Here is a 23,025-nt window from a genome sequence, read left to right as displayed (position 1 = left end):
GAAGTACGGATTCCTTCGGGCGGGGATACGTCTCAACGTCCGCCGGTGCCACCCGGCGGGCTCGGCATTTCCAGCCCCTCGGGCGCGTGGGGCGCCCGGGGCACATCCAGCCCGGCCCGGGGACCCCTCCCAGCGGCAGCCGGGGGAGTCCGAGGCGGGGGGTCCGGGGCGGAGCCCCGGTCTTCGAGCCCCGCCGGCGTTCGGGGTGCGGGGCGCGGGGCGGAGCCCCGGAAACGCCGGGCGGAGCCCGGCCCCGGCGCAGCCGACAGGGCCAGGTCGTACACGTCCAGCAACTGCTTCGCGCTGCGCGCGATGTCGTAGCGCCGCACCACCGGCGGCGCCGGCAGCCGGCGCGCACCCGCCTCCATGTGGCCGCGCAACGCCGCGACCAGCTCCTCCGTGCCGGGGCCGATCCGCCGCGCCCCGGGCGCCTGCCCCGCGGGCAGGTCGTCGATGGCGGGGCAGGTCACGTGAAGCACCGGCAGCCCGGCGGCCAGCGCCTCCACCACCGCCAGCCCGAACGCCTCCTCCCGCGACGGCGAGACGAAGACGTCCATGGCGGCCAGCAGTGCCGGGATCCCCGGGGTGCGGCCGTCCGCGCTGTCGCCCAGCGGGTCCCGCTCCCCCAGCAGGTGGATCCGGCTCTGCGCGCCGAGCTCGGCGGCGAGCAGGCGCAGGGCCGCGCGCTCGGGCCCGTCCCCGGCCAGCAGCAGGTGCGCCCCCGGGAGCGCCGCCACGGCCCGCACCAGGACGTCGAACCGCTTGCCCGGCACCAGCCGGCCGACCCCGCCGACCACGAAAGCCCGCTCGGGCAGCCCGGTCCGGGCCCGGGTGGCCCGCCGTACGCCCTCGTCGAAGCGGAAGCGGACGGCCTCGATCCCGTTCGGCACGACATGCACCCGCTCGGCCGGCACCCCCCATGCCTCCAGCCTGGCGGCCACGGTGTCCGAGACGGCCACGGTCGCGGCTCCCAGCCGCTCACTGGCCAGGTACAGGGCGCGCACCCCGCCCGACAGCGGCCGGCCCTCGATCTCACCCTCGCCGAGGGAGTGTTCGGTGGCCACGGTGGCCCCGGCGCCGGCCAGCCGGGCCGCGAGGCGCCCGTACACGCAGGCCCGGTACAGGTGCGTGTGCACGAGGTCGTACCCGCCGCGCCGGATGAACTTGACCAGCCTCGGCAGCGCCCCCAGGTCCCGGTTGCCCCGCATCCCCAGGTGCACGACCCGGACGCCGTCGGCGCGCAGCCCCTCGGCCACCGGCCCGGGGTTGGTCAGCGTCAGCACGTCGCAGTGCATCGGCATGTGCCTCAGCAGCAGACGCAGTTGCTGCTCGGCGCCGCCGACCCCGAGCCCGGTGATGACGTGGAGGGCCTTGACGTCCTTCACCGCCGCACCGCCCGCCGCATCCCGCGCACCTGGTGGCGCAGGTGCTTGACCCGCAGCCGCGCACCCCCGTCGGCCTGGCTGACGTGCGTACGGGGCAGGGCGTACGTGCCTTCGAGCCGTCCGGGGTCGATGGCGCAGGCGTATGCGTACCCGGCGTCCCGCGTGGCTGCGACGACCCGGGCGTCGAGGTGCCCGTACGGGTAGCAGAACCCCTCGGGCAGGGTGCCGGTCAGCTCGCGCAGCAGGTCGCGGCTGCCCCGCAGCTCCTGCTGGAGCACCTCGCCGGTGGTCGCGGTGAGGTCCTGGTGGAGCAGCCCGTGGGAGCCGATCTCCTGCCCGCCGTCGGCGACTTCGCGGATGCCCTCGGCGGTGAGCAGGGACTTGCGCGGCCCCAGCGGGTCCCACACGTTGTCCACGCCGAGCCGCCCGGGCAGCACGAACAGGGTGGAGGTGCAGTCGTAGCGCTGCAGCAGCGGGAGCGCGTGGGTCAGGAAGTCGGTGTAACCGTCGTCGAAGGTCAGCCCGACCAGCCCGGCCGCGGTCCCGGCCGCCCGGGCCCGGAGCAGCTCGCCGACCGACACGCCCCGCAGGCCGCGGGAGCGCAGCCACAGCAGCTGGGCCTCCAGGGCGCGGGGCGTGACGGTGATCCCGTACGGGTCCTCGGCGGGGTCGGTGAACTCGGCGACCGAGTGGTACATCAGGACCCACGGCGAAGCGGTCCGGCGGGCGGGGACCATCACGGCGCCGGGCGCCGTGTCGGTGTCAGCGGACATTGCGGAACCTCTGCGTGAAATGGGAGGAGTACTGGGCGATCTGAGCGGGAAGGACGGTGACTTCGAGGGCGCGCATGGCCGTGCCGGTGGCTACGAACATGGCGGGGATCAGCAGGCAGCCGAGCCCGGCGCTGAGCATCGGGTCGGGGACCATGGGCCCGGCGATCCAGCCCGTGGCGCAGGCGGCGGCCGCGGACACCACGAGCCGGCCGATACTGACGGCGACCCGGCGGACGTGGATGGCGATGATCCGCGAGCCGAGGCCGGTGAGCAGCAGCACGGCGGTCGTGGTGATGCCGGCCGCGTTGGCGGCGGCGATGCCGTAGGTGCCCCACCAGCCGACGGCGAAGGCTCCGGCCACGATGTTGACGAGCAGTCCGGCGCCCATCGCGAGCGCCGGGAACCAGGTGGGCCGGGCGGTCGAGAAGAAGGGCCGGGACAGCGCCCCGACGAGGCAGTGGCCGAGCAGTCCGACTCCGTAGACCCGCATGACGGAGGCGGTGGCGAGGGTGTCCTGGTGGGTGAAGGCGCCGCGTTCGAAGAGGACCTGGATGATCTGGGGCGCGTAGCCGATGACGAGTGCGCTGCCCAGGAGGACGGCGAGGGCGGCGAGGGCGAGGTCCTGCTCGACCCGGCGCCGGGCCTTCTCGCGCTCCCCGCCGGCCATCGCCTGGGCGACGACGGGGAAGGTGACGGTGCAGATCATCAGGGAGAGCACCATCGGCATCTGCGCGACCTTCTGCGCGTAATTGAGGTGCGAGATCGCCCCGGGGGGCAGGGAGGCGGCGAGGAACCTCTCGACGAGCACCTGTGACTGCCGGAAGACGGCGAAGAAGATCACGGGGGCGATGAGGCCGAAGGCGAGGAGGGTCGGGCGGTCGCGGTCGCGCTGGCTGCGCGGGGCGCCCTTGGCCCGGGACGGGCCGAAGCCCACGTTGCGGACGAAGGCGGGCAGTTGGACGAGGACCATCAGCAGTCCGCCGGCGGCGACTCCGGCGGCGGCCGCCCGCACCCCCCACAGGGTGTGCAGCGTGACCATCGTGCCGATGATGCCGATGTTGTACGAGACGTAGATCGCGGCGGGTGGCACGAAGGACCTGTGCGCCCGCAGCGCCGCGCTGAAGTATCCGGCGAGGCCGAAGGAGATCACGGTCAGGGCCGTCAGCCGGGTGCACTGGACGGCCAGTTCGGGGTCGGGCAGTCCGGGTGCCAGTACGGCGACGACGAGCGGCGCGGCCACGATCAGTACGGAGACCACGGCGGCCAGGAACACGGTGAGCCGCGGCAGGGTCGCCCCCACCAGCAGCATCACCGGGTCCTGCGCGCGGGCCTCCATCCGGGTGAGCCCCGCCCGGCAAGCCGCCCGCCGGGCCAGGGCCTGGCTGAAGGCGGGCACCATCAGCAGCGCCATGGCGTCCTCGATGAGCAGCGTCGAGGCCATCTCGGGCACGGTCCAGGCGATCAGGAAGGCGTCGCTGTCGTGCCCGGCCCCGAAGAGGTGCGCGATGGTCTGGTCCCGCACCAGGCCGAACAAGGCCCCGGCGGCGGTCAGCCCGGCGGTGACGGCGGCGGCCTTGGCCAAGAACCGCCCCAGCGGAGCCGGCCCGCTCCCACTCGGTACGTCGGCAGCCACGGTCCCCCCGCCCGTACGCCGGGCCCGGACGGGGCCGGAGCCGGCGGATCCGGGCGGCGCGCCGCTCGTGGCGTGCGCCGCCATGCGTACGCGTCCGTGCCCGGCGGCGCCGGGGATCGCTCCGGCGACGAGGCCGGGGTCCGGCGTGGCCGGGGGCCGGCCCGGGGCGTCGAGGGGCGGGACCGGGCCGTGGCCCGCGAAGGGGCGGACCGGTGGGGAGCAGGCGACGGAGCCGGGGGCCGGCGTCACCGGGGGCCGGCCGGGCAGGACCGGGTTCCGGGGCGGGCCCGGGAACGGGTCCGGCACGGTACCGGGGGCGTCCGGGACACGGGCGGGGCCCGCCCCGGCCGGAGGGCCGGAGGCGGGCCGCCAAGGCGTGGTGTCCGTCACGGGCGGGCCGCAACCCCGGGGGCCCTACCCCGCGAAACCGCGCCGGAGGCGGACCCGGCAGCCGAGGAGCCCCCGCGCGGCGAACCGGCGTCCCCCGGGGAGGGAAGGGCCCACCAGGCGGCGAGTCCGATGATCACTCCGGTCAGGACGGTGGACGGTCCGCCGATGTCCGCGTAGAGGAAGTCGGTCAGCTGCCACACGAACAGCCCCGTGGCGACCAGCCCGCAGTCCCGCATACCCCCGCCGGAGGCGATCCGGCGCAGACCCGCCACCAGCAGCGCCGCCCAGCCGCCCGCCAGCGCCACCAGCCCGATCAGCCCCTGCTCGCTCAGGATCAGCAGGTACATGTTGTGCGGGGAGAGCAGCGGCTGGCGGATGTACGCCTGCCCCGCGCCCGCCGTGTCACTCCCGGAGGACAGCCCCAGTGAGGAGTGCCCGTCGCGATTGGCCGGGAAGCCCTTCAGCCCCACCCCCACCGCCGGCCGCTCCCGCCACATCGACTCGGCGGCGGCCCACATCGTGTAGCGGTCGGTCACCGACTGGTCGGGGGCACTGGAGACCTGCGTGATGGAGGTCAGCCGCTCCGCGACCATCTCGGAGCCGACCCCGAGCCCGCCCACCAGGACGACCCCGACGGCCGTCAGGGCGACCAGCACCTTCAGGGCCCGCCGGATCCCGGCCAGCGCCATCACCAGCGCCGCCGCGCCGAAGGTCGCGATCCACGCACCCCGGCTGAAGGACAGCACCAGGGGCAGTACCAGCGCCAGCGCGCAGCCCCCGGCGATCCGCCGGACCCGCCGCGGCAGCCCCGGCACCAGCGCGACGGCGGTCGCCACGACCAGCCCGTACGCCACCACCGTGGCCATGCCCATGACGTCACCGGGACCGAAGGTGCCCACGGCCCGGATGTTCTCGCCCTGGTACGAGGCCCCGGTGTGGGTCGCGTACTGCACGACCCCCACCGCGCCCTGCACCAGCGCCAGGACCACGAAGCAACCGGCGGCGATCCGGAACTCACCGGCGTCGCGCACCAGCAGCACCACGGCCGCCGGGACCAGCACGAAGACCTGGAGGTAGCGGACGAAGCCCGGCAGGGCGGCGTACGGGTCCCCGGCGGTCATCGTCGCGACCGCGAGCCCTACGGCCGGCATCCCGAGCACGAGCACGCCCAGCGGGGTCAGCACCCGTACCCGGCCGCGCAGCGCCTGCAGCGCGCAGACGGACACGAGCAGCAGTGAGGCCGCGTCGGCCGGGCCGACCTTCCCGGAGGTGGTCGCGTCCCCCGCCGGGAGCGGGGCGAGCAGGAAGAGCACGGTCGCGGCGAGCGGAAGCAGCGGCCAGTGCCGGCGCATCGCGCCCGGCACATCGGGCCGGGCCCAATGCCCGGTGACGGCAAGGCTCATCAGCTGCCCCCCAGCCGGAAGCGGAAGAAGGAGGCCGCGGTGCGGGCGAGGATCCACAGGTCCTGCCACAGCGACCAGGTGTCGATGTAGTGGTTGTCGAAGCGGGCCCGGTCCTCGATGGAGGTGTCCCCGCGCAGACCGTTGATCTGGGCCAGGCCGGTGATACCGACGGGCATCCGGTGCCGCGCCTCGTAGCCCGGGTGCACGGTGGAGAACTTGGCGACGAAGAACGGCCGTTCGGGCCGCGGCCCGACCAGGCTCATGTCACCCCGTACGACGTTCCACAGCTGCGGCAGCTCGTCCAGCGAGGACTTGCGCAGGAAGGAGCCGACCGGACTCATCCCGCGGTCGCCCGCGACCGTCCAGCGGGTGGCGGACTCGTGCGCGTCGGCGCGCAGCGTACGGAACTTCAGCAGGGTGAAGGGGCGCCCGTACAGGCCGACCCGCTCCTGCCGGAAGATCACCCCCGGGCCGTCCCAGATCCGTACTGCCAGCGCGCAGGCGGCCATCACGGGCGCGGCGGCGACCAGGGCAACCAGGGCGAGCACGGAGTCGATGCCTCGCTTGCCCCAGCGCTCCAGCGGCCGCGCCGGCCGGGGCAGCAGCGGCTGTACGGCGTACCCCCACAGCTGGTCGGCGGGGTGCGCCACCCGCATGCCGGTGACCTTGGCGGTGCCGGCCGGGTCGGCGAGCCAGAGCCGGCAGCCGTGGTCGTGGAAGAGGCGGACCAGGGAGGCGGTGCGCTCGTCGGCCTCGGGCGGGCGGGTGAACACCGCGTGCCGCACGGAGTTCTGGATGACCGCGCGCCGAATGTCCTCGTGGGTGGTGAGCACCGGCATGGCCCCGGTGTCCCCCTCGGCGGCGCCGGTGTCGGCGACCCCGACGGGTCGCAGCCCGTACTCGGGCCGGCCGTGCAGGGCGGCGGCCACCGCTCCCGCTCCGGCGCCGGGTCCGACGACGAGGACGGAGGCGGGCCGGCGGACGCGGTCGCGGCGGCGGAGCTCGTTGACGAACCCGCGCCCCGCGCACGCCAGCACCGCCTGCAGGCACACGGCGGTGAGCAGCACGCTCCAGCCCAGGGCCCGGACCGGGTCCACAGCGGCCACGACCGTGGCGGCGGTGCACCACAGGACGGCGGACCGCCCGGCCAGCGCGGGCAGTTCGAGCAGGGCCGAGGGGGCGAGCCGCGGCCGGTACAGCCCGGCCTGCGCGTGCAGCGCGGCGAGCAGGAGGGCGATCGGCACGGCGGCCGCGGCCGGCAGGGCCGGTCCGGGCAGCGTGGCCGCGGTGAGTACGGCGGCCAGCGCGTCGGCCGTGAGCAGCGGGAGCACCCCGTCGCGGCGGCGGACGCGGTGGGGGTGTACGGCGGTCCGGGCCTGTCCGGCCCTGGGCCCGCGCGGGGGGTGGATGGCGGTCGCGGAACGGCGTACGGCAGTGACGCCGGCGCCGCCGGCGGGCCCCGTGCCGCCCTGCCCTGCGTGTCGGGCGGGTGCGCTGTCCATCGTCATCGGCTGATGCGCTCCTGGTTCGAGGGCCGGGGCCTGCCCAGCAGTTCGTGGTACAGACCGGTGACCGCGTCCGTGGTCCGCCGCACGTCGAAGTCGGTCCGGGCGTGCTGCCTGGCCTGCTCCCCGAGTTCGGCGAGGAGCCGCGGTTCGGCGAGGAGCCGTCCCAGGGCCTTGGCCAGCGCCGTCGGGTCCTCCGTCGGCACCAGGCACAGGCGTCCCTGGCCCGGCGGCAGGCTCTCCCGCGCACCGCTGACGTCGGAGACCAGGACCGGGCGGCCGCAGGCCATGGCTTCGAGCGGGGCGAGCGCCATGCCTTCCCACCGCGACGGCAGTACAACGAGATCGGCGGCCCGAAGCCACGGTCGGATGTCGGCGGCCGCGCCCGCGAAATGCACTCCGGGAGGGGCGGTGCGGCGCAGCCGTTCGGTGTCGGGGCCGTCGCCGACGAGGGCGAGGCGGGCTCCGGGGACGGTGCCCAGCAGCTCCGGCCAGGCCCGCAGCAGGACGTCCTGCCCCTTCTGGTGGCAGAGCCGGCCCACACAGACGGCGAGCGGTCCGTCGCCCCGGAAGGCAGCGGGCAGCGGAAGCCCGGCTCGCGCCCGGGCCTTGTCCTGGCCGGGGTCCGGTCCGCCGGGGCAGAAGTGGTCCAGGTCCACGCCGTTGCGGATCACCGACCAGCGGGCGGTGATCCCCTCGGCTTCACCGGCGCGGCGCTCGGCCTCGCTGACGCAGACCACCCGGTCGGCCCAGCGGGCCCCGTACCTCTCCCAGCGCAGCGCGAGTGAGCCGGTGGCCCCGGCGACGGCGTCGAAGGACCAGGCGTGGGGCTGGAAGACGGTGGGCAGGGACCCGCGCGCGGCGAGCCGCCCGGCCAGCCCGGCCTTGGCGCTGTGGGCGTGCAGGAGGTCGGGCCGGACCCGGCGGAGCAGCCGCCGGACGCCGAGGACCTCGGCGGGCAGCCCGGGCCCGGGGGCCCGTCCGGCGTGCCAGGTGAGCACCCTGGCCCCGGCTTCCCGGGCGGCGTCGGCGAGCGTGCCGCCGGGCGGGCAGCCGACGACGGCGCGCAGGCCCACGGCGGTCTGGGCGCGCACGAGGTCGGTGACGACCCGGGCGACACCGCCGTCGACGGGCTGGGTGAGATGGAGGACGGTCGTGGGCTGTGCTGCCCAATGCTGTGCGGGCACGGTGGAGTGGTCTCCTACGTTCAGCGGCGCGCGTCTGTCTGAACGAAGAGCACGCCGAGGAAATGACCCTGGCTTTCACCCGTGAACTTGAAACTCAGGCTGCGGGCCCCGCCGGAAAGGACGGGACTCAGATCGAACACGTCCGCGTCGTACCCGAGATTGTTCACATAATCGGGCTGTCGCACGAACGCTTGACGTCCGAATTCCGTGATGGTGGAATTCATAACATCATTAAAAGGATTTTCTGCATCGCTGAGGGCGACCCGGCGACCACTGTCGGCCGTCACGGTGAGTGAGTCTCCGAGGACGCCCCTGTCCCCGTCGTACGCGACCAGCCCGACCTTCCCCACGGACCCGGCGGGCGCGTCCAGGCCGTCGAGCTCGACCAGTCCCTCGCCGGCCCGGGCGGCCAGCCCCTCGAACCCGTCCCACAGCGAGATCCGGCGGACCGGCTCCTGCGGGTGCTCGTAGGCGACGACCAGCGTCCAGCCGCCCCAGGCCCCCACCTCGGAGTGGCCCATGGCGATGTTGAGCTGCGCCACCGTCCACATCCCGGCGCCGCCCTTGCGGACCAGCGGGGTCACGTCGGCGGAGGCCTGGTAGGCGTCGCTGCCCGCGTCCGAGCGGTGGCCCATCACCGTGTCCGCGACGACCTCCTTGTACGCGCCGCCCGGCTCGGCGACCAGCACGCGGCCGTTGTCCTCCGGCGGCTTCTGCTCGCCCACCCGGAGGTTCCCGCCCCAGTAGAGGCGGGCGTACGAGACCTTCGCGCCCTGCGGGACCTTGAGCTCGGCCCTGGTGGAGTTGTAGGTGTCCGGGTCCGTGTCGACCTCGCTGTAGAACATCTCGAAGTCGCTGTTGACCCCGGCCGCGCCGCGCTTCACGTCGGCGCACGGCTCGGCCTGTGGGGACTCCTCCCGACGGCAGCTGATCCCGGAGTTGGAGGCCCGTACCAGCCCGCCGTGCTGCACGGCCTGGTAACGCTGGGTGAACGGCACCCGGGCCAACTCTTTGGGCGCGGGGGCTTTACGTGAGGGGGCCGCCGCCCCCGCCACGGGGACGTTCACGGAAAGGGCGAGGCAGGACAGCAGACCGAGCGTGCCGAGGATTCTGCGGGACGAACCCATGACCCTGTCTCCATTTTCGATCAAGGGAACAAAACAGGAGTGAACTTTGTCAGAAATCGGGCTGGAAATCACGTCGGACTCGCTCGTACGGCCTTTTGGGCGATAGCACGCACCCTCGAAGCGGGCGGGTCGTTATGTGTTGCACCATTGTTCGAACCGAAAGGGAAAACGGTTCAGCAACACCTGCGTGAACGCCTGAGCGTCAACCGCGCCGTCCGAAACGGCGGCATCCGGGTGAAGCCACGCAACCCCAGCGGGGGCCCGGCCGTTGTTCTGGATGCTCCAGTACCGGGCAATCCTGCAAATAAGGGACGACAATGATCAAGAAGATGATGGCCACGGCAGCGGTTGCGGCCTCGGTCGTGGGCATGGGCGCCGCCATGGCGCCGCAGGCGATGGCCATCGGGAACGACAACGGCGTCAACACCGTCAACGGCAACGGTGCGTCACAGATCTACGGCAACCAGGCCACGTACGGCACCATGAGCCCGCAGATGGCGCTGATCCAGGGCTCGTTCAACAAGCCCTGCATCGCCCTGCCGGCCAAGGCCAACGTGCAGTCCGTGCTCGCCCTGGTCAATGTCGGCGTCCAGGACATCCCGGTCCTGTCCAGCCCGCAGAACCAGCAGTGCACCGAGAACTCGACGCAGGCGAAGGGCGACGAGGCCCTCTCCCACATCCTCGACAACATCCCGGTCCTCTCCGGCAACGTCTCCCAGGGCAGCTGACCGAGGCACCCCCGGCGAGGCCGTCGCACCCTTCGGGTCGCGGCGGCCTCGCCGCATGAATGACCCGGCGTTCCGTCTCCGGCTCCGGCTCCGTCCGAATAGCGACGCAATCCATCAGACCCCACGAATTCACCAGAAGCATCGGGGTGAATTCCCGGCCGGTCGCCGAAAGTACCCGGTTTCTTTTTCCTGGACCACTCGTTGTTATTTCTGCAGTGGATACGCCTCTGCGGGAAGGATCGAAATCAAATGAAGTACAAGAAGGCAGTGGTGCTGGCCGCCGGCATTCTGATGGCCGCCGGTGCCGCCTCCCCCGCCATGGCCGACTCGGTCGCCGAGGGCGCGGCCGTGGGCTCCCCCGGCGTCCTCTCCGGCAACCTGATCCAGGTCCCGGTGCACATCCCGATCAACGTCTGCGGCAACACCGTGAACGTCATCGCGCTGCTGAACCCCTCGTTCGGCAACACCTGCCTCAACAACTGACGCAGTGCTTGCGCCCGCAAGGGCAAGCCCCCTCGGGGTGGCCTCGGAGTGCACGGCGGTGCACTCCGGGGCTACCGCCGATTCAGCACCGGCAGCAGCGCCGGTAGACAGGGAAGGACCCATGCGACAGGTACTGAGCCGACAGGTTCTGGGCAAGGGGATGCTCACGGCGGCGGCCGCGTCGAGTCTGCTGTCGATCGCGACCGGCGCGGCCTACGCGCACTCCGGAGCGACGGCCGAGGCCTCGCATTCACCGGGCGTGCTCGCGGGCAACAGCGTCTCGGTACCGATCACCTTCGCACCCAACGTGTGCGGCAACAGCGTGGACGGAGGTGCCGCCCTCAACCCCGCGATGGGGAACACCTGCGCCACCACGACCGGCTCGCACACCGACGACGGCCACGACTACGGGCGCTACCTCAGTCCCGAGAACGCCGAGGCCTTCGACCGCTACCTCCAGGAACGGGAGGGGCGGCACAGGATGCCGGAGCAGCGCCAGGAGACACCGCGTCACGACGCACCGGCTCCTCGCCACGCGGCCCCCCGTCACGCGGAGCCGCGCGACGAAGGCGGCTACGGCGGCCCGGGTGAGGAACAGCGCGAGGAGCGGCACGAGGAGCAGTGCGACGACCACCCCGGGTCCGCGCCGCCCCCGCCGCCACACCACGCGCCCCCGCCCGCACACCACGCACACCACGCGCCCCCGGCGGCACCCGCTCCCCCGGAGGCCGACCGGCCGCACCCGATGCCCGAGCCGGTCGGGGAGCACCCGGCCCCGCCTCCGGTCGAGGAGGCGCCCGTACCGCTTCCGGCACCGGCCCCGGTCGAGGAGGCGCCGGTGACGCTTCCCGCCCCGGCTCCGGAGGCCCCAGCCCCCGTCGCGGAGGAGGCTCCCGCGCCCCGGCCGCCGCACGGGAGCCAGCCCGTGGCGTGGCCGGCGGACCAGCCGCCGGCCGCCCCCGCCGGTGACCTGCCCGTACACCTGCCCCCGGCGGCTCCGGCCCCCGCTCCGGTTCCCGCGCCCGCGCCCGCCCCCGCGCAGGGCCCGACACCGGCACCCGCCCCGGCACCGGCTCACGTCAGCGCGCCCATGCTGGCCGAGACCGGGGCGGGTCAGCCCGCGGCCGCGGCGGCCCTCGCCACGGCGCTGATCCTGGGCGGCGCCATTCTGTACCGGCGGTCCCTTATCTCCTGAAGGCAATACCGGTAATCAGAAGAAATATCGGCCGGAGAATCCCTTGTCGGATTCTCCGGCCGTCGCCGCGCCCCCGGCTCCTAACCGCGTGCGCGACGGCGTTTCCGTACCGGCCGGGAATCGTTACCCAGGGCGAAAGCGGCGCGACGGTCGCCGCTGGAAAAGGATTTCGATAATGAAGCTCACGAAGATCGCCGCTGTCGTCGTCGGCTCCGTCGCCGCCGTCGGCTCCTCAGCCACCGCTTTCGCGGCCGAGGCCCCGGCCGCGATGCCCATGAGCCTGACGAGCGGGGTGACCGCGGTGACGGAAGCCGTGAACCCCGTCTCCGAGTCGCTGCCGCAGACCCTGGGCAACGGACTGGCGGAGCAGGGCGACAACCTCAACAAGGCCGTGGGCACCGTCCAGCGGGTCAACAAGGTCCGCAACGACGTACCCGGTGAGGTGCTCGGCCTCGCGAACGGCGCCACCCAGGCCTCCCCGCTCCTCGGCGGAGTGAAGCTCAACGGCGGCGGCCACTGAGCGACCCCGACACGGCTGTGGGCGCCACCGGCGAGGCCGGGGCGCCCACAGTCGTCAGTGCAACCGACGTCAGTCGTTGATGCAGATGTTGCCGAATGCCGGGTTCAGCGCACCGATGATGCTCACGGAGTTGCCGCAGACGTTGACCGGAACGTGGACCGGGACCTGGAGCAGGTTGCCCGAGAGGACGCCGGGGGAACCCACGGCCGCGCCCTCGGCCGACGCGTCGGCCATAGCGGAGCCGGCGGCACCGGCCGCAGCGAGACCAGCGGTGGCCAGAACCAGGGCGGCCTTCTTGGCAGAGTTCATGGGAAGTGCACCTTCTGTTCGATGTTCTGCCCCGATGCCGGGGCTCACACCGAGCGAAACGGTCCGTCTTCCCGGACGACACGGTTCCGTCCGCGATCAGACCTGTTCAGCCCAATAGTCGTAACCGCGGTGCCGTCCCGACCGTTACCGGGGGTTGCCCAGCGGGTCAGGGATCTCGGGGATCTCGGGGATCTCGACGTCGGGGACCTCCGGCACGATCTCGACCGGCGCCGCCGGATCCGGCAGCGTGGGCGGGGTGAGCCCCGGGATCTCGGGGATCTCCACGCCCGGAATCTCCGGGAGTTCGACGCCCGGGATCTCCGGCAGCTTGATCTCGGGGATCTTGATCTCCGGAATCTTGATGTCCGGGAGGCTGATGCCCGGCGGCAGCAGGCCCTTGATGGCGTCGAGGATGCCCTTCACCAGGTCGTCGATGGGGCCGGCCGCCGCCGCCCGCTGGGCGTGAGCGGCTTCGTGGTCCCTCTCCACGGCGCCCGCGGGGGCCACCGCGCCGGAGAGTATGACGACGGCGAGGGCCGACGGGACGAAAAGGAGACGGGCGCGGCGGGCGCGGGACGGCTTCGTGGAGCGCATGGAGGGGTTCCTTACTCGTGGTCGCGCGGATACGGACCTGAGCGGTCCGCTCCTCACCCACCGTGCGAACACGTCACACGGAGCGCAACCGGAGATCCGGCGACTGCGCGGTTCGTACGGGCTTCGCGCAGGCGTCCGGGGGCCCCTCACCCGGGGCGGGGAAAACCCCGCCCTCCGCAGGCCGTTTGAGTGAAGGGGCGGAACCAACCCCCTGGCAGTGCAGTTGACCAGGGCGCTCCATCAGCGGGCACTCGTGCGACAGAAGGAACAAGATGTTCAAGAAGTTCATGACCGCCGCCGCGGTCTCCGCCGTTGCGATCGGCGCGGGCGCTGCCGCCGCGGCCCCGGCCATGGCCATCGGCAACGACAACGGGGTCAACACCGTCAACGGCAACGGCGCCCAGCAGATCTACGGCAACCAGAAGACCCACGGCGACCTGAGCCCGCAGCTCAGCCTGGTCCAGGGCACCCTGAACAAGCCCTGCATCGGCCTGCCGGCCAAGGTCAACGCCCAGTCGCTGATCGCCGCGCTCAACATCGGCGTCCAGGACATCCCGGTCCTGTCGAACCCGCAGAACCAGCAGTGCACCGAGAACTCCACCCAGGCCAAGGGCGACGAGCCGCTCTCGCACATCCTGGACAACATCCCCGTCCTGTCCGGCAACCTCTCGGCCGGCAGCTGACCTCCGGGCCGCGTGCCCGTTGAGCGGTGAACAGGAGGGCCCCGGCAGCGTCCAGCTGCCGGGGCCCTCGGGCGTGCTCTCCGCCCGTCAGCCGGTCCAGAAGTCCCACCACCGGGTGAGGATCAGCATGCCGATCACTCCGATGTGCAGGGCGGGCGGTGCCCAGCCGAACTCGGTGAAGAAGCCCCGCACAGGGCCGGGGGCGGGAAGGACGCCCGTGCGCGCGTTGTGCGCGGTGACCGCCCAGAACATCAGCAGGGTCGACACCCAGGCCAGGCAGCACCACAGGCAGAGCGCGTTGATCTCGTAGAGCGACTGGATCATCAGCCAGGAGCAGAAGCCGACCCCGAAGAGCGTCCCCGCGTTCAGACCCAGCCAGAACCAGCCACGGTAGCGGGCGCCTGCCAGCAGGCCCGCGCCGACGCACACCACGACGGCGTAACCGGCCAGCCCCAGCATGGGGTTGGGGAAGCCGAAGGCCGCCGCCTGCTCGCTCTGCATCACGCTGCCGCAGGAGACCACCGGGTTGAGACTGCAGGCGGGCTTGAAGTCCGGGTCCTCCAGCAGGAGGAACTTGTCGAGGGTGATCACCCAGGAGGCCAGCAGCCCGGCCGCGCCGGTGAGTGCCAGCAGCCAGGCCAACCCTCTTGGTCCGGCTTCCTGTTCGCCCTCGTGCCGCGCGCGGGGCTGCCCCTGCTGGCGGGGAACGCCCACTGTATTCGTTGCCATGTGGCCCATAGTCCCGCGCTCCCTCACAGAGCAGACCTAACCATGCCCATCCGTACGCAAGTTGACCTGAAGGGGTGGCGGGAACCCCTGATGCTTCCCGGACGTTTTACCGAACCCCGGACGTGATGTCAGAGCCAGGGGTTACGTTGAGCTCCCGCGAAGTGACAAGCTGCGACGGCCTGGAGTCCCACCGTGAGCGATCCGTACGAGACAACCGAGGCGCACCTCGACCGGCTCCTCGGCCGCGCCCTGAACTCCTTCGACCTGCCCGACAGGCTGGTCGAGCGCCTCGGCACGGCGCTCGCGCACAGCTCTTCGCTGTACACCACCCACCACAGCCCGGCGACGGGCGTCTGGCGGGAGACCCACCAGCACACCTACCTGCTGACCGACGGGAGTTCGGTGGCGCTGTGGGAGCTGGCGTACCGGCAGGAGGGCGACCGGACGGTCCGGCACGAGGTCTTCGTGAGCAAGGCGGAGACCTGCCTGGCCGTGGCCCGGCTGTTCGGGGAGGTCCCGGCCGAGGCCGCCCTGGACCCGGCGCTGCTCCCCGGTGACGAGGAGCCCGACGACGACGTGGCGGCGCTGGCCGCGCTGTTCGCGGCAGGACCGCCGGCACATCGGTACCGGGAGTACGCGGTGGAGCAGTCCGCCGACCACGCCCGGCGGGTGCTGCGCCGCGCGGAGAACACGGACCGGCCCGGCGAACCGGTCGCGGAACGGCTGCGGTCGGCTTACGCCCACCGGATCACGCAGTCCTTCGGCGGGGGGCCGTTCCTGTCGGGCGAGCGGGACGTCGCGTTCAGCCTGTACGAGCACGCTTTCGTCCTGCTGGACGGGAGCGAGGTCAGCCTGTGGGAGGTCGAGCACACGGCAACGCCGGACGGGCGGCACATGTGCGAGGTGTACGAGAGCGAGGCCGCCGCGCGCGGAGCCATGGAGCTTCGCGCGCGGGTTCGGTGACGCGACCTCTGGTTCAAGCCCGGTCCGCGGGATCGGACAGGGCGAGGTCCAGGGGCAGGTCCTGGGTGACGTGGACCGCGCCGGGGCGCAGGTCCGCGGGGGCCGGCATGGCGCTGCCCTGGAGTTGGACCGCGGCCGCGCCGTGGGCGAGGGCCGACGCGAGGGCGCCGGAGCCGGTTCCTCCGGCGGTCAGGAAACCCGCCAGGGAGGCGTCGCCGGCTCCGACGTTGCTGCGGACCGTGTCGACCGGCGCGGTGCCGTAGAAGGCGCCCTCGGCCGAGACCAGCAGCTGGCCGTCGGCGCCGAGGGAGGCCAGGACCGCGCCCGCGCCCAGTGAGCGGAGCTCCTCCGCGGCCTTGACCACGTCGGCCAGGGTGAACAGGGGCCGGCCCACGGCTTCCGCGAGTTCCGCCGCGTTCGGCTTGATCACGTCGGGGCGGGCGGGCAGTGCCGCCCGCAGGGACCGGCCCGAGGTGTCCAGGGCGATCCGGGCGCCCGTTTCGTGGGCGCGGGCGACCAGGTCGGCGTACCACTCGGGGCCCGTGCCGTGCGGGGGGCTGCCGCAGCAGGCGATCCAGGCGGGGCCTTCGGAGCAGGTCCGGACCGTGTCCAGGAGCAGCGTGGATTCCTCCGGGGTGAGCTCCGGGCCGGGTGCGTTGATCTTGGTGAGGGTGCCGTCCGGTTCGGCGATCGAAACGTTCGAGCGGGTCCGGCCCGCGATCGAGACGACCGTGACGTCCACGCCCTGCGCGACGAGGAGTGCGGCGAGCAGGTTGCCCGAGGAGCCGCCCAGCGGCAGGACCGCCGTCGTACGGAAGCCCGCGGCGGCCACCGCGCGGGAGACGTTGACGCCCTTGCCCCCCGGCTCGACCCGGTCGCCGGTGGCGCGCAGCACCTCTCCGCGGTCCAGCGCGGGGACCTCGTAGGTCCGGTCGAGGGAGGGGTTGGGCGTGACGGTGAGGATCATACGAGTACAACTTCCGTACCGGCGGCCTCGATCGCCGCCTTGTCAGCGGGGCCGAGCCCCGTGTCCGTGATGAGCAGGTCGACGTCCGCGAAGGAGCCGAAGCACGCGAAGTGCTCCTGGCCGGCCTTCGCCGAGTCGGCGAGGAGGACGACGCGGCGGGCGGCGGCGACCGCGGCGCGTTTGACGGCGGCTTCGGCGAGGTCGGGAGTGGTCAGGCCACCCCGTGCGGTGAAGCCGTTGGTCGCGAGGAAGAGGACGTCGGCGCGGATCTCGGCATACGCGCGCAGGGCCCACGCGTCGACGGCGGCGCGGGTGCGGTGGCGGACGCGGCCGCCGACGAGGTGGAGGTCGATTCCGGCGTGGCCGGCGAGGCGGGCGGCGACGGGCAGCGCGTGGGTGACCACGGTGAGCGCGGTCTCGACCGGGATCGAGGCCGCGAGGCGGGCGACGGTGCTGCCGGCGTCCAGGACGACGCTGCCGCCGTCGGGGAGTTCGGCGAGCGCGGCGGCCGCGATGCGGTCCTTCTCGTCCGCGGCGGTGGCCTCGCGCTCGGAGAGGTCCGGCTCGAAGTCGAGGCGGCCGGCCGGTATGGCCCCGCCGTGCACGCGTCGGACCAGGCCGGCCCGGTCGAGGGCCTTCAGGTCGCGGCGTACGGTCTCGGCCGTGACCTGGAACCGGTCGGCGAGGGAGAGCACGTCGACCCGGCCCGCGTCGCGGGCGAGGCGGAGGATCTCCTGCTGGCGCTCCGGTCCGTACATGTGGCTTTACGTCCGTTCGATGCCTGATTCTGTGGGTTGGTTCCTACCGTACGGCCACATGGGTGACAAAATCAAACGAAACGGACATGCCCGCCGATGAAGGCGGGCATGTCCGGGAACGGGAGTCGGCTGTCTCAGACGGCCGGGACCTTGTCCGAAGCCGGAGCCGCGGCCGGGTCGCGGGCCAGAGCCTGGCCGGGTACCGCAGCCTGCCCGGGGGCCTCGTCCGGGGCCTGGTACTCGGAGCCGCCTTCGCGCTGCTCCATCGGGAGCGAGGTGCGCGGCAGCATGAACATCACCGCCCAGATCACGACGAGGACGGCGACGATCCACCACAGCGCGCTGCGGAACGCCTCGACGTACGGGGCACCGAAGACCACGTCGTTCTCGATCACGCCGAAGTACACGACGGAGGTGAGGCCGAGGCCGAGGGCGTTGCCCATCTGCATGGTCGAGTTGATCAGGCCGGAGGCGGAGCCCGCGTGCTCGCGCGGCACCTCGGACAGCACGGCGTCGGTGAGCGGGGCCACGATCAGGCCCATGCCGAGGCCCATGACGACCAGCGGCGCGGCCATCTGCCAGGAGGCGATCTCCATGCCGTAGTGCCCGGACTCCCAGATGTAGAGGAGCACACCCCCGGCCATGGTGAGCGCGCCCCCCTGGAGCACCTTGCGGCCGAAGCGCGGCACGAGCTTCTGGACGGACATGCCGGCGGCGAGCGAGACGGCGATGGAGAACGGGATGCCGGTGGTGCCGGCCCGCAGGGCGCTCCAGCCGAGACCCATCTGCATCATGAGCGTCCACACCAGGAAGAAGATGCCGGTCGCGATGCCGAAGGTGAGCTGGACGGCGATGCCGCCGGCGAAGCTCCTGACCTTGAAGAGGGAGAGCTCGACGAGCGGCGAGCCGTCCTTCTTGATCTTGTGCTTCTCGTAGGCGATGAAGCCGACGATCACGAAGGGCACCGCCCCCATGCAGAGGAAGCCCCACAGCGGCCAGTCGTTCTCCCGGCCCTGGGTGAGCGGGTAGATCAGCATGACCATGGCGGCGGTGGCGAGGACGACGCCGACCAGGTCCAGGCGCAGCGCGTTCGGGGCCTTGGACTCGGTGATGAACTTGCGGCCCAGGATCACGCCCGCGATGCCCACGGGCAGGTTGATCAGGAAGATCGGGCGCCATTCGAGGCCGAACAGGTTCCACTGGGTGAGCAGCGCGCCGAGCATCGGGCCCGACACGGCGCCGAGGCCCACGATCGCGCCGAACATGCCGAAGACCTTGCCGCGCTCGTGCGGCGGGAAGGTGACGTGGATGATCGACAGCACCTGCGGGACCATCATGGCGGCCGTGCCGCCCTGGAGGATGCGGGAGGCGACGAGGATGCCCGGGTTGGCGGCGATGCCGCAGAGCAGCGAGGCGGCCGTGAAGCCCGCGATACCGATGAGGAAGAGCCGCTTGCGGCCGTAGATGTCACCGAGGCGGCCGCCGGTGATCAGGCCTGCGGCGAAGGCGAGGGCGTAGCCGGCGGTGATCCACTGGATCGCGCTGGTGGAGGCGCTCAGGTCCTGGCGCATGCTGGGGATGGCTATGTTGACGATGGTGACGTCGACCAGGTCCATGAAGGCCGCGGTCATCACGATGGCGAGCGCCAGCCAGCGGCGGCGGTCGGCGGGTGAGCCGTTCGTGGGTGCGGGGGCTGTCTCGGTCCGCTCTTCTTGTACGGGCCCGTTCTCTCTTTCGGGCGATGTCTTGGACGTCTCGGTGCTCATGGAGAGAAACCTAGACGGGATGTAGGTCAGTTGGTGTCCTATTTAGCTGGCAACCTGGATTCCATGACCGACACCCCGGCACGGCTGCTCTCCCTGCTGTCCCTCCTCCAGACCCCGCGCGAATGGCCGGGGAGCGAGCTGGCGCAGCGGCTGCGGGTGAGCCCCCGGACGATCCGCCGCGACATCGAGCGGCTGCGGGACCTCGGTTACCCAGTGGAGGCCACGCTGGGGGCGGAGGGCGGCTACCGGCTGGTGGCGGGGGCGGCGATGCCGCCGCTGCTCCTCGACGACGAGGAGGCGGTGGCGATCGCCGTGGGGCTGCGGGCGGGAGCCGGGCATGCGATCGAGGGGGTCGAGGAGGCCTCCGTACGGGCCCTGGCCAAGCTGGAGCAGGTCCTTCCGTCACGGCTGCGGCGCCGGGTGAGCGTGCTGCAGTCTGCCACGACCGCGCTGACCCGGGGGGACGGGCCGAGCGTCGACCCGGGGACGCTGACGACGATGGCGTCGGCGGTGGCGGGGCCGGAGCGGCTGCGGTTCGCGTACCGGGCGGGGGACGGTGCCCGGTCGCGGCGGCTGGTGGAGCCGTACCGGCTGGTGAGCACGGGGAGCCGGTGGTACCTGGTCGCCTACGACCTGGAGCGCGAGGACTGGCGGACCTTCAGGGTGGACCGGGTGAGCGAGGCGTTCGCGACGGGGGCCCGGTTCGTGGCACGGCCCTTGCCGATGGACGCGGAGGAGTTCGTACGCAGGGGGCTGCGGGGCGGGGAGACGACGACGTACACGGTCGACGTCACCTTCGCGGCGGGGGCGGCGGAGTTGCCGGGGTGGTTGCGGGAATCGGCGGCGCCTTTTGCGGGGGCGGGGGCGGCAGGGGTGGCCGCGGGGGCCGGGGCCGGGGTGGCCGCCGGGGCCGGGGCGGGCGCGGGCGCCGGGACGGGGGCGGGCGCCGGGACGGGGGCGGGCGCCGGGACGGGGGCGGGCGCCGGGACGGGGGCGGGCGCCGGGACGGGGGCGGGCGCCGGGACGGGGGCCGGGACTGGTGTGGCCACCGATGCCGGGGCGGGCGCGGGCGCCGGGGTAGCCGCGGGTGCGGGTGCCGGGGCGGGTGCGGGTGCGGGGGTAGCCGCGGATGCGGGTGCGGGGCATGACGGCCCGACTCGGGTCCGGTTCGAGAGCGGGGACGCCCCGGAGTGGCTGGTCGCGCGGCTGGCGCTGACGGGACTCCCTTTCACGGTGCAGTCCCCGGCCGCACTGGTGGCGGCGGCCCGGGTGCTGGGCGCGCGGCTGGTGGGGGCGGGGGCGTAGGGGGGCCGGGGCTGCGCCGGGGCCCTGCGGGGCTTTCCCCCACCCCGCCCCTTCCCGAAACCGGGCTCTGCCCGGACCCGGCCCTCAAACGCCGGGCAGGCTGGAAATGCCACTGCGCGGCCCGCTTCGTCCCGCTCCGGCGTCAGGGGCGCGGGGCCGGGGCGGAGCCCGGGTCCTTCAGCCCCGCCGGGGCTTGGGGAAGGGGGAGCCCCGGCACCTGGGGGGGATAGGTGCCGGGGCTCGTCTGGGGGGAGCCGGCCGCTCTAGGCCACGGCGTCGAAGCCGGTGTCGCGGGCCATCCGCTTCAGTTCCAGCAACGCGTGCTTCTCGATCTGGCGGATCCGCTCGCGGGTCAGGCCGTGCTGCTTGCCGACCTCCGTCAGGGTCCGCTCGCGGCCGTCGACGATGCCGTACCGCATCTTGATGATCGACGCGGTGCGCTGGTCGAGCTTGCCGAGCAGGTCCTCCAGCTCCTCGCTGCGCAGCAGCGAGAGCACGGACTGCTCCGGGGAGATCGCGGAGGTGTCCTCCAGGAGGTCACCGAACTGCGTCTCGCCCTGGTCGTCCACCGACATGTTCAGGCTGACCGGGTCGCGCGCCCAGTCCAGTACGTCACCGACGCGCTTCTCCGTCGAGTCGAGCTCGGCGGCGATCTCCGCGTGCTCCGGGTCCCGGCCGTTCTCGCGGTTGAACTCGCGCTGGATGCGACGGATCCGGCCGAGCTCCTCGACCAGGTGGACGGGGAGGCGGATGGTGCGGGACTGGTCCGCGATGGAGCGGGTGATGGCCTGGCGGATCCACCACGTCGCGTACGTGGAGAACTTGAAGCCCTTGGCGTAGTCGAACTTCTCGACCGCGCGGACCAGACCGGCGTTGCCCTCCTGGATGAGGTCGAGGAGGGGCAGGCCACTGCGCGGGTAGCGGCGGGCGACGGCCACCACGAGGCGCAGGTTGGAACGGATGAAGACTTCCTTGGCGCGCTCGCCTTCGGCGGCCAGCGCCTCCAGCTCCTCACGCGCGGGAGTCTCACCCTCGCGCTCTATGGCACCTTCGAGGATCTGCTGGGCGTACACGCCCGCCTCGATGATCTGGGACAGCTCCACTTCCTTGGCGGCGTCGAGCAGCGGGGTACGCGCGATCTCGTCCAGGTACATGCCGACCAGGTCGCGGTCTGCGATCTCCCCGCCCACAGCGCGAGCGCTGCTCGTGGACTGACGACGGGCGACGGCGCGGGTTGCCATGCGTGCTCCCTTGCGATGAGTTCGGTCGCGGTGCGGCTGCCGGACGGCACCGGTGGTGCGGTGGTGCGTCCCCGGACACTCTCCCGAGTGCCCGCATCCGAAGGAAACAACGACTGGAAACGGGACAGAATTCCCACGTCGTCCCCTCATTTTCGAGATCTTGCAGTATCCTGCCCCGCCACGAGAGGAGCAGAGTGCCGCAAGGACACGAAGAGGTGCAGGTCAGACCCGGAACGGAGGCAGACCTCGCAGTTCTCACGGATGTGTACGACCACTACGTCCGCGAGACCGCCGTCACGTTCGACACAGCCGTCTTCTACTCCGGAACAGCGCCGCCCGTGGCTGCACTCTCACCCTGAAGACGGCCCCCACCGCCTTTTGGTTGCCTGGACCGACCATCGAATCACTGGATACGCGACAGGTAGCCCATTTCGTCCGAAACCGGCCTCGCAACATCGGTGGAGGCCAGAAGACCCTGGGCCACCACCCGTCCGGCGGGGCCTAGCCGAACTGTAGGGAGCGCTTCGAGAGGCCCATCCAGAAGCCGTCCACCGTGTCGCGGCGGGCGGCGAGGTCGCCCGCGGCGTCCGCCGCGCCGAGGGTGACGAAGAGCGGGGCGAAGTGTTCCGTACGGGGGTGGGCCAGGCGGCCGGACGGGGACTTGGCCTCGAAGTCGAGCAGGCAGTCCAGGTCGCCCGCGGCCAGCGCCTCGTGGCCCCATGCGTCGAACTCGGCGGACCAGGCCGGGACGCCCGGGCCCGTGTGCCGCAGCGCGGCCAGGTTGTGGGTGAAGAAGCCGCTGCCGACGATCAGGACGCCCTCGTCGCGCAGCGGCGCCAGCTTGCGGCCGATATCCATCAGGCGGCGCGGGTCCAGCGTCGGCATGGATATCTGCAGGACCGGGATGTCGGCCTCCGGGAACATCTCCACCAGCGGGACGTACGCGCCGTGGTCCAGGCCGCGGTCAGGAATGTCCTGGACCGGGGCGCCGGGGGCCTGGAGGAGGCCCCGTACCGATGCGGCGAGCGCCGGAGCGCCCGGGGCGTCGTAGCGGACCCGGTAGTAGTGCTCGGGGAAGCCCCAGAAGTCGTACACGAGCGGGACCGGTTCGGTGGCGCCGAGGGCGAGCGGGGCCTCCTCCCAGTGGGCCGAGACCATCAGGATCGCCGTGGGGCGGGGCAGGTCCGCAGACCAGGCGGCCAGCTCGCCCGGCCAGACGGGGTCATCCGCGAGCGGCGGCGCTCCGTGGCTGAGGTAGAGCGCCGGCATGCGGGTCTGGGCGGGGGTCACGGGGCGCTCCTCGGTCGTCGGTACGGGGTCGCTCAAAAAGACTAACCCCGCTTGGTTCAAATTTGAACCAAGCGGGGTGTTCAGTCATTCC

Annotated in this window: 22 protein-coding genes and 1 pseudogene; 8 read left to right on the top strand and 15 right to left on the bottom strand. The window is 72.7% G+C overall.

The genetic code is table 11. The annotated features are described in order from the left end of the window. Positions 1 to 32: 32 nt before the first annotated feature. From AB0D48_RS22300 to AB0D48_RS22270, 7 genes are read right to left on the bottom strand one after another with little or no spacing between them, the layout of a single operon-like run. A complete protein-coding gene (locus AB0D48_RS22300; protein WP_362399493.1) occupies positions 33 to 1,385 on the bottom strand; it encodes a glycosyltransferase in 1,353 nt (450 codons plus the stop codon). Next, entirely contained in the window at positions 1,382 to 2,122 is a 741-nt protein-coding gene (locus AB0D48_RS22295) for a polysaccharide deacetylase family protein (RefSeq protein ID WP_362399597.1), read from the bottom strand. The genes AB0D48_RS22300 and AB0D48_RS22295 overlap by 4 nt, the downstream gene beginning before the upstream one ends. Positions 2,123 to 2,147: 25 nt before the next feature. Next, positions 2,148 to 4,181: a lipid II flippase MurJ gene (locus tag AB0D48_RS22290; RefSeq protein WP_362399490.1), complete on the bottom strand. Its 2,034-nt coding sequence runs from the start codon at positions 4,179 to 4,181 to the stop codon at positions 2,148 to 2,150. Further along, positions 4,178 to 5,533 carry an O-antigen ligase family protein gene (locus AB0D48_RS22285; protein WP_362399594.1) on the bottom strand — a complete coding sequence of 452 codons (1,356 nt, stop codon included), beginning with the start codon at positions 5,531 to 5,533 and terminating at the stop codon, positions 4,178 to 4,180. Before AB0D48_RS22285 ends, AB0D48_RS22290 begins: the two co-directional genes overlap by 4 nt. A gap of 50 nt (positions 5,534 to 5,583) precedes the next feature. Further along, entirely contained in the window at positions 5,584 to 7,092 is a 1,509-nt protein-coding gene (locus AB0D48_RS22280; RefSeq protein ID WP_362399487.1) for an exopolysaccharide biosynthesis polyprenyl glycosylphosphotransferase, read from the bottom strand. Continuing rightward, on the bottom strand, positions 7,089 to 8,276 hold the full coding sequence (locus AB0D48_RS22275) for a glycosyltransferase family 4 protein (RefSeq protein ID WP_362399484.1): 1,188 nt from the start codon (positions 8,274 to 8,276) through the stop codon (positions 7,089 to 7,091). The genes AB0D48_RS22280 and AB0D48_RS22275 overlap by 4 nt, the downstream gene beginning before the upstream one ends. A gap of 20 nt (positions 8,277 to 8,296) precedes the next feature. Then, the gene (locus AB0D48_RS22270) at positions 8,297 to 9,475 is read right to left on the bottom strand and encodes a DUF3344 domain-containing protein (protein WP_362399481.1); all 1,179 of its coding nucleotides are present in this window, start codon (positions 9,473 to 9,475) and stop codon (positions 8,297 to 8,299) included. Between the two features lie 245 nt (positions 9,476 to 9,720). Here AB0D48_RS22270 and AB0D48_RS22265 point away from each other — a divergent pair, with 245 nt between their 5' ends. The 4 genes from AB0D48_RS22265 to AB0D48_RS22250 all read left to right on the top strand — a co-directional run bounded on the left by AB0D48_RS22265 (position 9,721) and on the right by AB0D48_RS22250 (position 12,329). Then, the gene (locus tag AB0D48_RS22265; RefSeq protein WP_362399478.1) at positions 9,721 to 10,131 is read left to right on the top strand and encodes a rodlin; all 411 of its coding nucleotides are present in this window, start codon (positions 9,721 to 9,723) and stop codon (positions 10,129 to 10,131) included. Positions 10,132 to 10,380: 249 nt separating this feature from the next. Continuing rightward, the gene (locus AB0D48_RS22260) at positions 10,381 to 10,614 is read left to right on the top strand and encodes a chaplin (RefSeq protein ID WP_362399475.1); all 234 of its coding nucleotides are present in this window, start codon (positions 10,381 to 10,383) and stop codon (positions 10,612 to 10,614) included. Positions 10,615 to 10,735: 121 nt separating this feature from the next. After that, positions 10,736 to 11,809: a chaplin gene (locus AB0D48_RS22255; RefSeq protein ID WP_362399471.1), complete on the top strand. Its 1,074-nt coding sequence runs from the start codon at positions 10,736 to 10,738 to the stop codon at positions 11,807 to 11,809. Between the two features lie 175 nt (positions 11,810 to 11,984). Next, positions 11,985 to 12,329 carry a hypothetical protein gene (locus AB0D48_RS22250; RefSeq protein WP_362399468.1) on the top strand — a complete coding sequence of 115 codons (345 nt, stop codon included), beginning with the start codon at positions 11,985 to 11,987 and terminating at the stop codon, positions 12,327 to 12,329. 69 nt (positions 12,330 to 12,398) lie between these two features. Here AB0D48_RS22250 and AB0D48_RS22245 read toward each other — a convergent pair whose 3' ends face one another. Both AB0D48_RS22245 and AB0D48_RS22240 read right to left on the bottom strand, forming a co-directional pair. Continuing rightward, positions 12,399 to 12,638 (bottom strand): chaplin, encoded by a 240-nt coding sequence (locus tag AB0D48_RS22245; protein WP_362399465.1) that lies wholly within the window; start codon positions 12,636 to 12,638, stop codon positions 12,399 to 12,401. A 144-nt stretch (positions 12,639 to 12,782) separates the two neighbouring features. After that, positions 12,783 to 13,232, bottom strand: coding sequence for a hypothetical protein (locus AB0D48_RS22240; protein WP_362399462.1), 450 nt, complete (start codon positions 13,230 to 13,232; stop codon positions 12,783 to 12,785). A 272-nt stretch (positions 13,233 to 13,504) separates the two neighbouring features. Here AB0D48_RS22240 and AB0D48_RS22235 point away from each other — a divergent pair, with 272 nt between their 5' ends. Beyond that, a complete protein-coding gene (locus tag AB0D48_RS22235; protein ID WP_362399459.1) occupies positions 13,505 to 13,915 on the top strand; it encodes a rodlin in 411 nt (136 codons plus the stop codon). A gap of 87 nt (positions 13,916 to 14,002) precedes the next feature. Here the strand turns inward: AB0D48_RS22235 and AB0D48_RS22230 are convergent, their stop codons facing one another. Continuing rightward, complete coding sequence (locus tag AB0D48_RS22230) at positions 14,003 to 14,644, bottom strand: vitamin K epoxide reductase family protein (protein ID WP_362399456.1); 642 nt, start codon at positions 14,642 to 14,644, stop codon at positions 14,003 to 14,005. 192 nt (positions 14,645 to 14,836) lie between these two features. Here AB0D48_RS22230 and AB0D48_RS22225 point away from each other — a divergent pair, with 192 nt between their 5' ends. Further along, entirely contained in the window at positions 14,837 to 15,607 is a 771-nt protein-coding gene (locus tag AB0D48_RS22225) for a DUF6227 family protein (protein WP_362399453.1), read from the top strand. A 13-nt stretch (positions 15,608 to 15,620) separates the two neighbouring features. Here AB0D48_RS22225 and pfkB read toward each other — a convergent pair whose 3' ends face one another. From pfkB to AB0D48_RS22210, 3 genes are all read right to left on the bottom strand, one after another. Further along, positions 15,621 to 16,574, bottom strand: a complete 954-nt coding sequence (pfkB, locus tag AB0D48_RS22220) for a 1-phosphofructokinase (RefSeq protein WP_362399450.1) — start codon at positions 16,572 to 16,574, stop codon at positions 15,621 to 15,623. Continuing rightward, positions 16,571 to 17,332, bottom strand: coding sequence for a DeoR/GlpR family DNA-binding transcription regulator (locus tag AB0D48_RS22215; RefSeq protein ID WP_362399447.1), 762 nt, complete (start codon positions 17,330 to 17,332; stop codon positions 16,571 to 16,573). The genes pfkB and AB0D48_RS22215 overlap by 4 nt, the downstream gene beginning before the upstream one ends. 134 nt (positions 17,333 to 17,466) lie before the next feature. Continuing rightward, positions 17,467 to 19,098, bottom strand: a complete 1,632-nt coding sequence (locus tag AB0D48_RS22210; protein ID WP_362399444.1) for an MFS transporter — start codon at positions 19,096 to 19,098, stop codon at positions 17,467 to 17,469. A 63-nt stretch (positions 19,099 to 19,161) separates the two neighbouring features. On the opposite strand from AB0D48_RS22210, the gene AB0D48_RS22205 reads away from it, so the two are divergent. Further along, positions 19,162 to 20,403, top strand: coding sequence for a YafY family protein (locus AB0D48_RS22205; protein WP_362399441.1), 1,242 nt, complete (start codon positions 19,162 to 19,164; stop codon positions 20,401 to 20,403). A gap of 263 nt (positions 20,404 to 20,666) precedes the next feature. Here the strand turns inward: AB0D48_RS22205 and AB0D48_RS22200 are convergent, their stop codons facing one another. Then, positions 20,667 to 21,644 (bottom strand): sigma-70 family RNA polymerase sigma factor, encoded by a 978-nt coding sequence (locus AB0D48_RS22200; RefSeq protein ID WP_362399438.1) that lies wholly within the window; start codon positions 21,642 to 21,644, stop codon positions 20,667 to 20,669. Positions 21,645 to 21,838: 194 nt separating this feature from the next. Between AB0D48_RS22200 and AB0D48_RS22195 the strand changes: the two are divergent. Beyond that, positions 21,839 to 22,091: pseudogene (locus AB0D48_RS22195) on the top strand (GNAT family N-acetyltransferase); the annotation flags it as partial. Between the two features lie 54 nt (positions 22,092 to 22,145). Here the strand turns inward: AB0D48_RS22195 and AB0D48_RS22190 are convergent. After that, positions 22,146 to 22,913: a class III extradiol ring-cleavage dioxygenase gene (locus AB0D48_RS22190; protein ID WP_362399591.1), complete on the bottom strand. Its 768-nt coding sequence runs from the start codon at positions 22,911 to 22,913 to the stop codon at positions 22,146 to 22,148. Positions 22,914 to 23,025 lie beyond the last annotated feature (112 nt).

It is taken from the genome of Streptomyces sp. NPDC048269, from assembly GCF_040652395.1.
Classification (GTDB): Bacteria; Actinomycetota; Actinomycetes; order Streptomycetales; family Streptomycetaceae; genus Streptomyces.
This window is presented reverse-complemented; position numbering and strand designations above follow the sequence as displayed.

Coding starts and splice junctions, on each gene's coding strand:
- AB0D48_RS22265 (WP_362399478.1), top strand. CDS start 9,721: ATGATCAAGAAGATGATGGCCACGGCAGCGGTTGCGGCCTCGGTCGTG.
- AB0D48_RS22210 (WP_362399444.1), bottom strand. CDS start 19,098: ATGAGCACCGAGACGTCCAAGACATCGCCCGAAAGAGAGAACGGGCCC.
- AB0D48_RS22295 (WP_362399597.1), bottom strand. CDS start 2,122: ATGGTCCCCGCCCGCCGGACCGCTTCGCCGTGGGTCCTGATGTACCAC.
- AB0D48_RS22240 (WP_362399462.1), bottom strand. CDS start 13,232: ATGCGCTCCACGAAGCCGTCCCGCGCCCGCCGCGCCCGTCTCCTTTTC.
- AB0D48_RS22250 (WP_362399468.1), top strand. CDS start 11,985: ATGAAGCTCACGAAGATCGCCGCTGTCGTCGTCGGCTCCGTCGCCGCC.
- AB0D48_RS22255 (WP_362399471.1), top strand. CDS start 10,736: ATGCGACAGGTACTGAGCCGACAGGTTCTGGGCAAGGGGATGCTCACG.
- AB0D48_RS22230 (WP_362399456.1), bottom strand. CDS start 14,644: ATGGCAACGAATACAGTGGGCGTTCCCCGCCAGCAGGGGCAGCCCCGC.
- AB0D48_RS22205 (WP_362399441.1), top strand. CDS start 19,162: ATGACCGACACCCCGGCACGGCTGCTCTCCCTGCTGTCCCTCCTCCAG.
- AB0D48_RS22190 (WP_362399591.1), bottom strand. CDS start 22,913: ATGCCGGCGCTCTACCTCAGCCACGGAGCGCCGCCGCTCGCGGATGAC.
- pfkB (WP_362399450.1), bottom strand. CDS start 16,574: ATGATCCTCACCGTCACGCCCAACCCCTCCCTCGACCGGACCTACGAG.
- AB0D48_RS22285 (WP_362399594.1), bottom strand. CDS start 5,533: ATGCGCCGGCACTGGCCGCTGCTTCCGCTCGCCGCGACCGTGCTCTTC.
- AB0D48_RS22215 (WP_362399447.1), bottom strand. CDS start 17,332: ATGTACGGACCGGAGCGCCAGCAGGAGATCCTCCGCCTCGCCCGCGAC.
- AB0D48_RS22245 (WP_362399465.1), bottom strand. CDS start 12,638: ATGAACTCTGCCAAGAAGGCCGCCCTGGTTCTGGCCACCGCTGGTCTC.
- AB0D48_RS22280 (WP_362399487.1), bottom strand. CDS start 7,092: ATGACGATGGACAGCGCACCCGCCCGACACGCAGGGCAGGGCGGCACG.
- AB0D48_RS22260 (WP_362399475.1), top strand. CDS start 10,381: ATGAAGTACAAGAAGGCAGTGGTGCTGGCCGCCGGCATTCTGATGGCC.
- AB0D48_RS22200 (WP_362399438.1), bottom strand. CDS start 21,644: ATGGCAACCCGCGCCGTCGCCCGTCGTCAGTCCACGAGCAGCGCTCGC.
- AB0D48_RS22235 (WP_362399459.1), top strand. CDS start 13,505: ATGTTCAAGAAGTTCATGACCGCCGCCGCGGTCTCCGCCGTTGCGATC.